Raw genomic sequence first — 13,482 nt, 5'->3', positions numbered from 1 at the left:
ATTCTATTATTCTAATTACTTAATAAACTTAAAATAACTTTAATTTATATAATAAATCTTATAACTCCTTAATTCGTGATAAAATGAAAGTTTATATTGAAACTCTGGGATGCACCTTTAATCAGGCGGATTCTCAAATAATGGCCGGTTTACTTCTGGAAAATAATGCAGAAATTGTTAAAACAATTGAAGAAGCTGAAGTGGCCATTTTAAACACTTGTTATGTGAAACACCCCACTGAACACAAGGTTATAAATAAAATAAAAAAATTTAACCAGGATTATCCTGATAAAAAGCTCATTGTAGCTGGATGTATGGTGGAAATAGAACCAGAAAAGCTCCATCAGATTGCACCTGAAGCAGGATGGATTGGCCCACATCAAATAAAAAAAGCTCCTGAAGCTGTTGAGGCTGCTTTGTGTGGAGAAAACCTTCGATTGACTGGATTTTCCAGAGAAGAAAAAGTGGGCCTTCCAAAAATGCGTTTCAACCCATATATTCACATAATACAAATTTGTGAAGGTTGCCTTGGAAAATGCAGTTACTGCTGCACCAGATTTGCTAGAGGAGGATTGCAGAGCTATCCATCCGGAGCAATTAAAGAAGAGGCAGCTCAGGCCCTGAAAGAAGGTTGTGTTGAAATCCAGCTCACGGCCCAGGATACAGCAGCCTATGGAAAAGAAACGGGAGAAAAGCTTTCAGATCTTATTAAATCTATATCTTCTCTGGAAGGTGATTTCAGAATCAGAGTGGGTATGATGCATCCTAAAAATATGATGGATGATGTGGATGGTCTAATTGAAGCATTTAAATCAAAAAATGTTTATAAATTCCTCCATATTCCCATTCAAAGTGGAAATGACCAGGTTCTCCATGATATGCACCGAGGCCACACTGTGGAAGAATTCAAGGAAATTATTGCTGCTTTTAGAAAAGAAATTCCTGAAATCTCCATTGCCACAGATATAATTGTTGGTTATCCTACTGAAGACGAGGCGGCCTTTGATGATACTTGTGAGTTAATAAAGGATATAAAGCCCAATTTTATTCACCTTTCTAAGTATAAACACCGACATAGGACAGAATCTTCTGCTCTGGAGGAAATTCACTTCACAGAATTAAAAAGACGTTCTAAATTCATTGAAGGTATTAAAACTGATATAACTCGCGAAGATAACCAAAAACTAATTGGAACAACTCAGGAAGTTCTGGTAGTGGAAGAAGGTAGAAAAGGCGGATTCATTGGAAGAACAAACTCTTACATGCCCGTGGTTGTCCAAGATGCTGAAGTAGGATCATTTAAAACAGTTAAGATTACTGAGGCCACCAGCACTTACTTGAGGGCGGAGTAATTAATTCATAGGCCTTAATTCCTTTATTTTTTACATAAATATTCTAATTTTTCTTATTTTCTTAGTTTGCCCTATTTTTTTAATCATCTAATTCTCAGATTAATTAAATTATTATACTTAGAATTTTTTAGTAATATTTTAATACTACTTGAACTGATTATTTAGATAATTAGAAATAAATTGGGTGGGAAAATGGGTTACATAATCTGTGAAGAGTGTGGGGGCTACTATGAACTCCAATCTGGGGAGTTTGCTGATGATTTTGAGAATTGTCAGTGCGGTGGCCATTTAAAATTAGTTGAAGATTCTTTTTTAAAGTCTGAACCTGAAAAGAAGGCCAGATTTGTTTGTTCTAATTGCTTGGAAGAAAATGAACCAGGTATTTATTGTTCTAAGTGTGGTGGAAAGTTAATTTCTATTAATAATAAAAATAATGAAACTAAGTCTGGAAGTTCTTATGATATGGATCATATTGAAAGACTTGCTAGAAATTCTAAAAACGCTTCTGGAAATTACAAAAATAATTATTCTAATAATGAAATTGACTCATATAATGAACCAAAAGATATTTTGGAAAGGATTAGTTGGTTGGGAGTAATTGTAGGCGTATTATTTTTTGTAATAACTGCGATTATCACAGTTCTAGGCTTAGTTCTGATAGTATTTGGTGAATATGGTTCTGGGTCTGTTTTTGGATATTATTCGCCGGGAATTTTATTATCGGCTGTTATTTACATATTATTATTGATTATAATAGCTATAATTTCCGGAGCTTTAGCTTCTTTAATTAGCAAAAGCAGAGATTTTAAAGATGGGGCATTAAATGGTGGCTTAGTCGGCGTTATTTTCTCATTATTATTGGGAATTATTGGGGGATCACTTTCTGGTCTGTTTATTGGAATATTCTTTTATGGTGGGCTGGCAGCTTTTGGAGGAGCACTAGGAGTATTTTTGAGAAGGAAATTGGATAAATAATTTCAAAATGGTATTTTCATGAGTTATTTAATCTGTGATCAATGTGGGGCCTGTTATGATCTTGAGGATGATGAATCTGTGGATGATTTTGACTTGACCTGTGAGTGTGGTGGCCATTTTAAACATGTTGATTCCATTCCATCTAAAAACGATAAAAGATTAATAAAATCTGTTCCAAATAAAGTTCTTTTAATACCAGTTACAGTCGTAATTGTTCTCATTATTTTTCTAAGCTTTAATTCCACACCTTCTTTGGAAAAAATGGATCAAATTATTCCTAATCAAGTTGGGGCTTATCAAGTTCCATCTTCTTCTGAAAAAATGAGATCATACACTCATAATCTCCTGCAACCAGTTAATTATCAGGAATCTAAGTATCAAATGGTTGTGGATAAATATTATTTTCCACCGAATGGTTCCATAATGATGCATGTAAGCTTGCATTGCACTGGTGATCATACTGAATTCGATTCCATTGAAAATTCAATGGGAAATAAATTTACTGATGACAAAGTAATCAATGGAAAAAGAGTAAAATTCGTGCAAGTGGACTTAGGTGTGTACATGGCATTATTTCATGGTGATACTTATTCAGTAACAATATGGGCCTCACCAGCTTATGAAAACTCAGTTATACCCGTAAATAATCTTCAAACTGAATTAGTTAGCTTTACAGAAAATTTTATCCCGGAATTTGATAAATCGAATGTGTATTCCTGATCATTTTTTAATCCTGCTGAATCAAAATAAACTTGAATTATAGGCCTTTCTTTTAAATCAAGATGAATCATCAACTTTTAAAAATCAAGATTTATAAAATTAGATTAACTGTACTTGAAAAGTTGAAAGATGCATGGAAAATTAGGTGTTTACCATTTTGATAGTCTGGATAAACAAAAATCCAATTTTATATTATCATTAATAGTTGTCATGTAAAATAATTTCATGCAATTATTCAACTCTCCAATGGATTACTATTGTTAATGTAGATTGAAAATATCCGAATTTTAATTATCACAATCAAAAATAAAGCAAATAAAACCAAATAAATATATATTACTTTGACAAAAAGATTCACATAAGAATTTTTTCGGTGATACGATGCCTTTTTTAGAATGTGATAACTGCGGGGGATACTATGAATTGGAAGATGGTGAATCCCTCGATGATTTTGATGTATGTCAATGTGGAGGGGAATTAAAATATTTTAATTCACTGTCGAATTTTTTAGATGATCAACCGGCTTTTTATCATCAAAATAACTCTGGCTCCAGGAAAAGCAGAGGTGGCTTTGGCTTTGGAAGTCTTGCAAGCAGTTATCATAAAAAGGAGCCGGATGAATACAGCTTAGGGCCCAGTAGTTATAATAATAGTCTGAGTAGGAATGCCAGTAGTTTTGGCCAGAATAATCAAGAAAAAAGTCGCCCAAAAGTATCAAAACCGGGATTTCTAGGAAGAATAAGTTTTTTAGGCCTTTTTGCAGGTTTATGCATTGTAATTTCAGGTTGTTTACTTTCTTATGTTTTATTCTTTGATTATCTCTATTCCACAGCCATTAATGTTTTCAGTTCCACTGGAAATGTAATGACTACCATATCAGTACTTGGGTTTTTGATATACGGAATTTTATTTGTTATCGCTGTAAGTGCAAGTGCGGTGGCCACATTTATTGGTGGTAGTAGGAGCTATGGTGACGGCCTTTTAAATGGACTGTTATTTGGTTTGATAATTATTTTTTCAGCCCTGTTTTATGTGAATAACCTTACTGGAATGTCATTGGCCTTAATGTCCACTTTTGTTCTAGGTTCGGTATTTGTTTCTTTAACATCCTTTGGAGGATTTGTAGGAATAGCATTTAGAAAAATAATTTTTAGATCTTAATTTAATTAATTTATTTTATTTATAATTTTAATATAATTCAAATGTTAAACTAAAATCTTCCTTTTAGAAGTTTTTTCTGGAGTTTTTCCATTTTTTTAGATTCTTTTAATTGCTTATTTGTTTTTGATGATTCCAAAACAAAAATTCCCTGGTATTCACAGTTTTGACACTTCCAGATTCCAGCTTCTGGATTAAACCATTTAATTTTCTTTGATCCACATTTTGGACATGAGGTAACACTCTTCACGATTTCACCAAATAATTTTTATATATTTATTATTTCATTATGTAAATTTAATATTATCTGGTTTAATTTTTACAAAAATGTGAATTTAAAATAAGTATCTATTCTATAAAATGGCTAATAATAACGAATAATTAAATTATTTTAAATTAAATCAAAATTAGAAACAAAATTTTTAAAAAAGTTAGTGCCGTGGGCCGGACTTGAACCAGCGACATCCAGATCTTCAGTCTGGCGTTCTCCCAACTGAACTACCACGGCATAATATGGGCCGGACGAGATTCGAACTCGTGATCACCTCCGTGTCAGGGAGGTATCATACCCCTAGACCACCGGCCCTAAGGAGCGTCCATCTTCAATATAGTTGTATTCCTATATAACCTTTTCTATTAGAACTTTATTAATCTGCTTTTCTAAAAGGGATTATAATAAACTTCTTAATAATTCCCTTGCTCAAAAAACACGAATTTTTATTATTTTTATCAGTTTTTTAGGAATGAAATAATTTATTAGAACTTCTAATACTTATTAATTAGTATAAACATATTATAAACTAACTTATTTTAATTTTTTAAGAGGATAAAAATGAATAAAAAAATTCTTAATGTTTCAGGATTCCATGAAAAACTGGAAGATAAGAATATACAAAATGGCATAATTGTTTCCTTAGTGGGAGCTTGTACCATAATTACTATTTATTTCCACATATTTTTAAATATAAGTACGGTGTTTACTCATTTTTTCTATATACCTATTATTCTTTCTGCTTTATGGTGGAAAAGAAGAGGTCTCTTGGTTACTGCTTTTTTGTCTGTAGTTTTAATTATAACTCGTACTGATATTGCATTATCATTTTTTGCTATTGAAGAAGACCTTTTTAGAATTGCTATTCTATTTTTTGTGAGTATAGTGGCTATTTTATTAAGTGAAAGTATGGCCTATTCACAGGAAGCTTTTAAAAGAATTAGTTATCAAAATAAACTCATTTTAGACTCTGTTGGTGAGGGAATCTATGGGGTTAATAAAAATGGAATTGTCACCTTTTTTAATTCATTTGCCGAAAAAACTACTGGATTCTCTTTTGAGGAGGCTATTGGGAAAAATTCACATGAACTAATGCACCACACCAAAGCGGATGGAACTCATTTTCCTTTAGAGGAATGCACCATACATAACTTCAGTATTTTGAAAGGAGGAAGTAAAAGAGTAACTAATGAATTATTCTGGAAGAAAGATGGATCCAGTTTTCCAGTTGAGTATATTGTAACTCCTATTATCAAATCTGGAGAAATAAATGGGGCAGTAGTGGTATTCCATGATATTTCAGATCGAATAAAAATGGAAAATGCTCTAAAAAATAGTGAAGAAAAATTTAGGGAAGTATTTAATAAAGTTAATGACATTATCACTCTGATTGAATTAAAAGCTGATGGTCGGGCAGGAAAATATATTGAAGTTAATGATGTAGCAGTGGAGACTTTAGGTTATAATTTGGACGAATTTCTTAAAATGACTCCTGGTGATATTGGTAAAAAAGGAGAAGTTACTCGAAATGAAGTAAATATTCTTTTAAACGAGGGTAAGGTAACCTTTGAAAGGACTTATATTACTAAAGATAGGATAGAAATTCCCGTGGAAATCAATTCCCATATTTTTGATTTTAAAGGGAAAAAAGTGGCTTTGTCGGTGGCCAGAGATATTACATATAGAAGAAAAGCTGAACACGCCCTACGTGAGAGTGAAGAGAAGTATAGGTCCCTAATTGAATCGGCCAAGGATCCTATTTCTGTAATGGATTCTAATGGTATTTTCCTTTTAGCTAATACTGCTGGTGCCCATAGTCTAAATATGGAACCCTATGAATTAATAGGTAAATCATTAATGGATATTTTTCCGGAAAGTTCTGAAAAGCAGATGGAAGCTGTTCGGAAAGTCTTTAATACTGGAAAAGGATTAGAGATTGAATTACCTGTAGAACATGAGGGGGTCGTGGGATGGTATAGTGCTAGCATACAACCACTTTTTGGACCTGAAAATAATGTTAAAAGTGTACAAACAATTTCCAGAGATATTACTGATATTATGGAAACACAAATGAAATTGAAGATTGCTTTAGAAGAAAAAGAAATGCTACTCAAAGAAATCCATCACAGGGTTAAAAATAATTTGATGATAATATCAAGTTTATTGAGTATCCAATCACGTTTCATTAAAGACAAGGAAGCTCTCGGTATTTTTAAAGAAAGTCAAAATCGAGCTAAATCCATGGCCCTTATTCATGAGAGATTATATCGCTCCACGGATTTAAAAAGAATTGATATGGGGGACTATATCAGAACACTTGCAAATGACCTTTTCCATGCTTATGTTACCAATGACCAAAAAATTGAGATTAAACTGGATGTAGAAGATATTATGGTAGACATAAATACATCTATTCCATTGGGCCTTATCATTAATGAAATAATTACCAATGCCTTGAAACATGCCTTTCCTAATGAAATGCAAGGTACAATATTGATTTCGTTCCATCGAGTAGGAGATAAACTAAAATTAGAGGTTTCTGATGATGGAATTGGATTCCCTAAAGATTTAGATTATAAAAATACATCTTCAATGGGATTACAATTAGTAAATAGCCTTAGTAATCAAATTGATGCAGAATTAAATGTGGTTATGGAAAAAGGAACTAGTTTCCAGATAACATTTCCGGAAAAAACTTTTTAGACTTTTTAATTTTTAATTAAAGTATCAAATAAGCTTTAATTAAAGTTTAAACCTTTAAATTAGATCTAAATCAATTAAATTTTATAAATCATAAATTCTAAAATAAAAAATAATAAAAAAGTTAGAATACGATTTGTATCCTATTTACTTTAATATTTAATTAAATATTTAATCAATTTTTATAAATTTTGAAGCTGGAACTCCACAAATCGGACATTTTTCAGGAGCTTCGTTTTCTACAGTGTTTCCACATACTTGGCACACATAGTAGTCAACTTCTTCGTTGTTGGCCATATTTTCTAAAGCTTTTTTGTATAGGTCAGCGTGAATCTTTTCTACAGCATTAGCATTTTCAAAGGTAATTACTGCAGCTTTATTATCTTCTGCTTTAGCTTCTTCAATGAAACCAGGATACATTTCTTCGAATTCTTCGGTTTCTCCTTCAATAGCTCCTTTAAGGTTTTCTTCGGTGCTACTGATTCCACCCATTACTCGAAGGTGAGCGTGTGCATGTACAGTTTCTGCATCGGCGGCAGCTCGGAATAATTTTGCAATTTGTGTATGTCCTTCGGCGTCTGCTTTTTTAGCAAAGGCCAGGTATTTTCTATTAGCTTGAGATTCGCCAGCAAAGGCTTCTTTTAAATTATCCATGGTACTCATTTTCACTTCTCCTTTTTAATAATATAATAAATATATTTTTATCAGAATTATATTAACTTTGAGTAATATTAATTTTTTCTATTATAATGAGCGCAAAAATAAAATTCGTGTTTCAAATTCATAAAACTAGTTAGTTTTACTATTAATTTATTAATAAATACTAATTTGAGAATTATTAGATTATTAATGCCTTAAAATAAAAATAAACGATACAATAATGCCTTAATAAAAAATAAAAATAGAAATAAAAAAATGATCGTAATAGAAGCTTAAACTTATTGTTTAGCTGCCATTTCTATATCATTAGCTTTGACGGTTTTTCTACCAGCGTGCTTTGCAAGCTCGACAGCTTTTCGGGAAATTTCTTCACCTTTCTCTTCGAGAGCTTTGGCTAAAGCCTCCTTTGCGTCGTCGCTTATTCTTTGTGCACCGGCATTTTTGATGATTCTGCCTACTGGTGCAATTGGTAATTCGGCCATAATTTCACCTCCAGATTAACCTAGGACTCTAGTATATTTAAATTTATCGGTAATTATGATGTCTGGAACCACCAGTAAGGGCATACTGTATAGGGTGTTGAGATATGCATTAAACCAAAACTTTTAAAGATATAGACTGAGATACTAAATCGCATGTTTGGTAAGTTGAACATTAAACCACGCACCGAGGAAATTTTGGAAGGTGCTTTTAAAGGACCAATTTCTACTGAAGATGCATTATATTTGATTAATACTACTGGAAATGATTTAAATGCATTATTAATTACAGCGGACCTTCTAAGACATGTATTGGTCGGTGATGAAGTGACATTTATTAAAAATTGGAACATCAACTTCACCAATATTTGTTCAGGAACTTGTGGGTTCTGTGCTTTTAAAAAGGATTCAGAAGACTCAGATTCTTACTTTTTAGAAATATCTGAACTGGTAACTAGGGCCAAATCTGCTGCAGATAATGGTGCTAGGGAAATATGTATTCAAGGTGGCCTTCATCCGGAAGTGGATGCCTATTTTTATGAAAAAATCCTAAAAGAGGTCAAGGCCGAACTTCCCAATATTCACATTCATGCCTTTTCCCCAATGGAGATTTATTCTGGTTCAAAAAAAGCGGGTTTATCACTGGAAGAAACTTTAAAGATGCTTAAAGATGCGGGCCTAGGGTCCATGCCGGGGACGGCCGCTGAAATTCTGAATGATGATGTAAGAGAGATTATTTGTCCGGGAAAACTGACTACTACTCAGTGGATTGAAGTTGTAGAAACGGCTCATCGTGTGGGAGTTCCTACTACTTGCACCATGATGTATGGCCACGTGGAAACTTTGGAACATAGAATAAAACATTTAGATATTTTAAGGAACATTCAAAAGAGAACTGGTGGATTCACGGAGTTCGTCCCCCTAACATTTATGCACCAGCATGCTCCAATTTATCAGGAAGGCATTTCTAGGCCAGGTACAACAGGGGCAGATGATTTAAAGCTTTATGCAGTGGCCCGTTTGATGTTCTATGATTCTATTAAAAATATTCAGGTTTCTTGGGTTAAATTAGGCTTTAAGTTTGCTCAAATCTGTTTGATGGCCGGGGCCAATGATTTGGGTGGGACTCTGGGCGAAGAGAATATTTCAAGGTCTGCTGGGGCTTCATATGGTGTAAGAACTGAACCCAGTGAATTAGAAGGAATAATTTCTAATCTGGGTAGAATACCTGCAGAAAGGGATACAGTTTATAAAAATATTCGGAGAATTTAGACTTAAATAATGGCTACTTTACCATACATCACTTTTCAGATCTTTTTTAGATCTTAATGAAATGTTCAGAGTTACAAAAGACAAACATTGTTTTACTTACCTGGATTGATTGTACAGAGGGATTTATTAAGGCATATTGGGAAGATAAGAAATGTGTTTAGATCTGCAAGGAAGTTTATATCAACATTTGCATGTACCGGAAATTCAATAGGGAATTAAATAAACTCATGATGATATCAATCGGAGCATGGAGTAAGAAATATTGAAACTTGATTGGAAAATAAAGTTTGGATTTGTGGTATAAATTGGTTTCAAAAACTTAAACAGAAGTAGGAACAATGAAAATAAGAAGGACTATTAAAGAGGACATATTGGAGTTAGCATTACTGTATAAGCAGTTTTGGAATGAAGATTCCTCAATTGAACTAATGGAAATGAAGTTTATAGAGTTGCAGGAAAATCCTAACTACATTTTACTAAGTGCTTTGGAAGAAAATCATTTGATTGGGTCAGTTTTAGGTATTATATGTGAAGAACTGTATGGTGAATGTAAACCATTTTTGTTAATTGAGGATTTAATCGTCGATCGCAAATACAGAAGAAAAGGCATTGGGAAAGCACTAATGACTGAAATTGAGAAGTTAGCCCTTGAAAATGACTGTTATCAGATTTTATTAATTACTCATAACGATAGAAAAGATGCTATTGCTTTTTATGAATCTTTAGGATTTAACCCTGACACACATAAAGGGTTTAAAAAAACTTTAAACGATAAATGAGTAATAAATTTATTAAAAACTTTAATATTTCTTTAAATTTTTCTTAAAATTATTCTATCTCCCTCATCCACTTTAAAAAATAGCTCCAAATTCTCGGTAATCTGGCCAATGTGATTAACCTCGGAATAGGGCTGTGTATCTCCAAAAAAGATGCAAAAAGCATATCCTGGTGGCCAGTAGGAAATATCTCCTATTTCTGCCATTTTAGAAGGATTTTCTTCTTCCAAAGTAACTGGAATATCAAAATAAATCTCTTCCAACCAGAGCAAGGCCTTATTTTCCAGGGGAAGACTATCATAAATAGCTTGGGCTGATTGAGGGTTTCTATCATCTAACTCTGCAATGGCCTTTCCTTTTCCTTCCACTTCAATTTCTATTTTCAAATTTATCACCTAATTAAATAGAATAAAGAAATTAATGAATAATAATTTTATTCCATATTTATTCATGGTTGTTATTTTTTAATCATTTCTTCTATGATTTGAACTCCGGTGGAAGTTCCTAATTTATCTGCTCCGGCTTCTATCATGGCCAGTGCGGTTTCAAGGTCCCTTATACCACCAGCTGCTTTAATTTTCATATCTGGACCAATAGTTTCTCTCATTAATCTAACATCTTCTATAGTAGCCCCAGTTAGGCCTCCATAAGCTGTTGATGTTTTAACATAATCAGCCCCTGATTTTTTAGCAATAACACATGATACGACTTTTTCTTCCTCATTTAAAAGAGCAGTTTCCAGAATAACTTTCACTACTTTTCCTGAGGCCGCTTCTACCACATCGGTGATGTCTTTTTCTAAAAGATCTTCCAGACCGGATTTAATGGCTCCAATATTCATTACCATATCGATTTCATCTGCACCATGTTTTATGGATTCCTTAGTTTCAAAAGCCTTAGTTTCGGGTGTACTTACTCCCAATGGGAATCCAACTACTGAACAGACATTGATGGGGCTGTCCTGAAGTATTTCACTGGCCAACTGAACATTGGTGGCCGTAACCACGGCACTGGCAAAATTATACTTTACAGCCTCGTTACAGAGTTTAATCACATCGGCCTGGGTGGTATCACCCTTAACATTGGTGTGGTCAATCATTTTGGCCAGATCCTGTGGTGATTTTATTTTAGAAAGTCTATCTGCCCCATATGTATTCTTGTTTTCACTCATTATTTCACCATACCCTTTATTTTAACTAATTTAACTATTCTAATTTTAAATTTGTTTAATAAGTAAAAATAAAAAATTTAAAGAGAATTTAAAATATTAAATGGATATTTTAAGTGGATATTTAATAATATTCCAATATTTTTATCTCCAACATTTTTAAGAAAATTAAAGAAATTATTAAAGAGAATTTAAAATATTAAATAATGAATATAATTGGGCAAATCATTATATTTCTTATTCAAATCAACTTTTTAGTCATATAAGGCCCTTCTCTTTCATATCCAAACTTACGGTAATAGTTTCGAGTTCCTATTCCACTTATTATGACCATTTTTTCTCGATTATATTTTTCTATTGCTATTTCTTCTGCTCGAGCCAGTAATTCTTCTCCATATCCCACGTGCTGACCTACCACAGATTTTTTCTCTCCAATTGGAACTAAAGAACCATAAACATGGAGTTCTCTCACCAAAGCAGTTTTATCATCTATTTCTGGCCTATGGGCTTTATTTGATGGAATTCTCAGCCTTAAAAACCCGGCCAGAACATCGGAAATAGGGTCTTCCTGGGAAAGGAATATTTCTCCCCCACCTACTGACGAATAAGTTTCTTCCATCAGTTGTATTTGGTCTAAATCAGCTTTTATTCCTCTTGAAGCTTGATGGCCTACTTCCCTACACCTTATACATTGGCATTGGACTCCCTCTTCTTCTAAACGATTGTAAACTAGCTCTCCTAAATTGGACTTTTGCACCCCGGCTTCTATTAATGGTGAAGGAATATCCCGTTGTATTCGCATGGTTCTAACCCATTTGGGGAGCATTTTTTTTATTTCTACAATGAGATCAACGGCTTCTTCAGTGGTGTAAGGTTCATAATCTCCTCTTTCCCACATAGCATGCATTTCACTACCTTTAGTTATTAAACAGGGATATATTTTCAGCATGTCTGGTTTAAAGGATGAGTCTGTGAATAAACGGTTGAATATTCTCATATCTCGTTCAAAATCTGAGAATAATCCGGGCATGAGGTGCATGGCTACTTTGATTCCTGAATCTCTCAGTACTCGATTGGATTCAATCACGTCCTTTACACTGTGGCCTCTTTTTATTCGTTGATATATGTAATTATAAATGGTTTGAACACCTAACTCAACTCTAGTAACACCCATATTAAGCATACGATTCACATCTTCCACTTTACAGTAATCTGGGCGAGTTTCAAAGGTAATTCCCACGCATCTTATCTTTGATGTTTCATTGGCCTTTTGGGCATCTTCCAGGAGTACGTATTTTTCTAGGCCATAATGAGGTATGGGTGAATTTAAAATGGAATTGGGGGATGAATTGTTATGGCTTTCTGGTATTTCATCCATAATCTCATGTTTTAAATTTATTTGAGATTCTTTTAAACCAAAATCAACCATGGCTTCCAGGCACTTGGCTACAAACCATTCTTGATAACATAAAACGTGGGCCGGGAAAGTTCCACCCATAATTATTAATTCCACTTTATCTAAGGCATGTCCGATGCTGTTCAACTGTTTTAAACGGTTGTAAACTTGGTCATAAGGATGGAACTTGTACATTCTGGCCCGGAGTGCTGCAGGTTCCTCTCCAGTGTAACTAGGTGGTGCATTATCACTTTCTGGACAATATAAGCATCTTCCATGGGGACAATCCTGAGGTTGACACATCACGGCCACTATGGCCACCCCAGATATGGTTCTGGTGGGTTTTTTCACTAAAACATCACCCAGAATCTTCTTTTCACGGGGAGTGGCATATTTTAGAATAAGGGAATTACTCATGAATTCTTCCAATTTAAAGTCACGGCAGGTCTGACGCTTTGCTTTTTCCAGCTCTTGCTTTGAATTGATTTTTCCTTGAAGTATATGTTCAATTATGGTTCTGCAGGCATTTTCCATGCATTATTCTCCCTATTTTAA

General features: G+C 33.6%; 13 protein-coding genes and 2 tRNA genes. 7 read left to right on the top strand and 8 right to left on the bottom strand.

Annotated elements, in window-relative coordinates; all coding sequences use genetic code 11:
• Positions 1 to 83: 83 nt before the first annotated feature.
• From Q7I96_04580 to Q7I96_04565, 4 genes are all read left to right on the top strand, one after another.
• Positions 84 to 1,352 carry a tRNA (N(6)-L-threonylcarbamoyladenosine(37)-C(2))-methylthiotransferase gene (locus Q7I96_04580; protein MDO9626886.1) on the top strand — a complete coding sequence of 423 codons (1,269 nt, stop codon included), beginning with the start codon at positions 84 to 86 and terminating at the stop codon, positions 1,350 to 1,352.
• A gap of 192 nt (positions 1,353 to 1,544) precedes the next feature.
• Positions 1,545 to 2,327: a hypothetical protein gene (locus Q7I96_04575; GenBank protein ID MDO9626885.1), complete on the top strand. Its 783-nt coding sequence runs from the start codon at positions 1,545 to 1,547 to the stop codon at positions 2,325 to 2,327.
• An 18-nt stretch (positions 2,328 to 2,345) separates the two neighbouring features.
• Positions 2,346 to 3,047, top strand: coding sequence for a hypothetical protein (locus Q7I96_04570; protein ID MDO9626884.1), 702 nt, complete (start codon positions 2,346 to 2,348; stop codon positions 3,045 to 3,047).
• Between the two features lie 381 nt (positions 3,048 to 3,428).
• Entirely contained in the window at positions 3,429 to 4,208 is a 780-nt protein-coding gene (locus Q7I96_04565; GenBank protein MDO9626883.1) for a hypothetical protein, read from the top strand.
• A 49-nt stretch (positions 4,209 to 4,257) separates the two neighbouring features.
• Here the strand turns inward: Q7I96_04565 and Q7I96_04560 are convergent, their stop codons facing one another.
• From Q7I96_04560 to Q7I96_04550, 3 genes are all read right to left on the bottom strand, one after another.
• On the bottom strand, positions 4,258 to 4,455 hold the full coding sequence (locus Q7I96_04560) for a hypothetical protein (protein MDO9626882.1): 198 nt from the start codon (positions 4,453 to 4,455) through the stop codon (positions 4,258 to 4,260).
• Between the two features lie 185 nt (positions 4,456 to 4,640).
• Positions 4,641 to 4,713 (bottom strand) — tRNA-Phe (locus Q7I96_04555).
• A gap of 6 nt (positions 4,714 to 4,719) precedes the next feature.
• Positions 4,720 to 4,791, bottom strand: a tRNA-Val gene (locus Q7I96_04550).
• A gap of 246 nt (positions 4,792 to 5,037) precedes the next feature.
• Here Q7I96_04550 and Q7I96_04545 point away from each other — a divergent pair.
• Complete coding sequence (locus Q7I96_04545; protein ID MDO9626881.1) at positions 5,038 to 7,179, top strand: PAS domain S-box protein; 2,142 nt, start codon at positions 5,038 to 5,040, stop codon at positions 7,177 to 7,179.
• Between the two features lie 168 nt (positions 7,180 to 7,347).
• On the opposite strand, the gene Q7I96_04540 is transcribed toward Q7I96_04545, so the two are convergent.
• Both Q7I96_04540 and Q7I96_04535 read right to left on the bottom strand, forming a co-directional pair.
• The gene (locus Q7I96_04540; GenBank protein ID MDO9626880.1) at positions 7,348 to 7,839 is read right to left on the bottom strand and encodes a rubrerythrin family protein; all 492 of its coding nucleotides are present in this window, start codon (positions 7,837 to 7,839) and stop codon (positions 7,348 to 7,350) included.
• 275 nt (positions 7,840 to 8,114) lie between these two features.
• Complete coding sequence (locus Q7I96_04535) at positions 8,115 to 8,318, bottom strand: histone family protein (GenBank protein MDO9626879.1); 204 nt, start codon at positions 8,316 to 8,318, stop codon at positions 8,115 to 8,117.
• Positions 8,319 to 8,471: 153 nt separating this feature from the next.
• Here Q7I96_04535 and cofH point away from each other — a divergent pair, with 153 nt between their 5' ends.
• Both cofH and Q7I96_04525 read left to right on the top strand, forming a co-directional pair.
• Positions 8,472 to 9,587, top strand: a complete 1,116-nt coding sequence (gene cofH / locus Q7I96_04530; protein ID MDO9626878.1) for a 5-amino-6-(D-ribitylamino)uracil--L-tyrosine 4-hydroxyphenyl transferase CofH — start codon at positions 8,472 to 8,474, stop codon at positions 9,585 to 9,587.
• A 338-nt stretch (positions 9,588 to 9,925) separates the two neighbouring features.
• Positions 9,926 to 10,366 carry a GNAT family N-acetyltransferase gene (locus tag Q7I96_04525; GenBank protein ID MDO9626877.1) on the top strand — a complete coding sequence of 147 codons (441 nt, stop codon included), beginning with the start codon at positions 9,926 to 9,928 and terminating at the stop codon, positions 10,364 to 10,366.
• 32 nt (positions 10,367 to 10,398) lie between these two features.
• Here Q7I96_04525 and Q7I96_04520 read toward each other — a convergent pair whose 3' ends face one another.
• The 3 genes from Q7I96_04520 to Q7I96_04510 form a co-directional block, all read right to left on the bottom strand.
• A complete protein-coding gene (locus tag Q7I96_04520) occupies positions 10,399 to 10,749 on the bottom strand; it encodes a cyclophilin-like fold protein (protein ID MDO9626876.1) in 351 nt (116 codons plus the stop codon).
• Positions 10,750 to 10,820: 71 nt separating this feature from the next.
• Positions 10,821 to 11,534: a deoxyribose-phosphate aldolase gene (deoC, locus tag Q7I96_04515; protein MDO9626875.1), complete on the bottom strand. Its 714-nt coding sequence runs from the start codon at positions 11,532 to 11,534 to the stop codon at positions 10,821 to 10,823.
• A 238-nt stretch (positions 11,535 to 11,772) separates the two neighbouring features.
• Entirely contained in the window at positions 11,773 to 13,461 is a 1,689-nt protein-coding gene (locus tag Q7I96_04510; protein MDO9626874.1) for a tRNA uridine(34) 5-carboxymethylaminomethyl modification radical SAM/GNAT enzyme Elp3, read from the bottom strand.
• Positions 13,462 to 13,482 lie beyond the last annotated feature (21 nt).

The sequence above is a fragment of the Methanobacteriaceae archaeon genome (assembly GCA_030656015.1).
GTDB lineage: Archaea > Methanobacteriota > Methanobacteria > Methanobacteriales > Methanobacteriaceae > UBA349.
The sequence above is the reverse complement of the archived record's forward strand: the minus strand, read 5'-3'. Positions and strand labels throughout refer to the sequence as shown.

Excerpts from the sequence above, each read along its gene's own strand:
- Q7I96_04565 (MDO9626883.1), top strand. The coding sequence starts at position 3,429 with ATGCCTTTTTTAGAATGTGATAACTGCGGGGGATACTATGAATTGGAA.
- deoC (MDO9626875.1), bottom strand. The coding sequence starts at position 11,534 with ATGAGTGAAAACAAGAATACATATGGGGCAGATAGACTTTCTAAAATA.
- Q7I96_04570 (MDO9626884.1), top strand. The coding sequence starts at position 2,346 with ATGAGTTATTTAATCTGTGATCAATGTGGGGCCTGTTATGATCTTGAG.
- Q7I96_04525 (MDO9626877.1), top strand. The coding sequence starts at position 9,926 with ATGAAAATAAGAAGGACTATTAAAGAGGACATATTGGAGTTAGCATTA.
- Q7I96_04575 (MDO9626885.1), top strand. The coding sequence starts at position 1,545 with ATGGGTTACATAATCTGTGAAGAGTGTGGGGGCTACTATGAACTCCAA.
- Q7I96_04510 (MDO9626874.1), bottom strand. The coding sequence starts at position 13,461 with ATGGAAAATGCCTGCAGAACCATAATTGAACATATACTTCAAGGAAAA.
- Q7I96_04535 (MDO9626879.1), bottom strand. The coding sequence starts at position 8,318 with ATGGCCGAATTACCAATTGCACCAGTAGGCAGAATCATCAAAAATGCC.
- Q7I96_04580 (MDO9626886.1), top strand. The coding sequence starts at position 84 with ATGAAAGTTTATATTGAAACTCTGGGATGCACCTTTAATCAGGCGGAT.
- Q7I96_04540 (MDO9626880.1), bottom strand. The coding sequence starts at position 7,839 with ATGAGTACCATGGATAATTTAAAAGAAGCCTTTGCTGGCGAATCTCAA.
- Q7I96_04545 (MDO9626881.1), top strand. The coding sequence starts at position 5,038 with ATGAATAAAAAAATTCTTAATGTTTCAGGATTCCATGAAAAACTGGAA.
- cofH (MDO9626878.1), top strand. The coding sequence starts at position 8,472 with ATGTTTGGTAAGTTGAACATTAAACCACGCACCGAGGAAATTTTGGAA.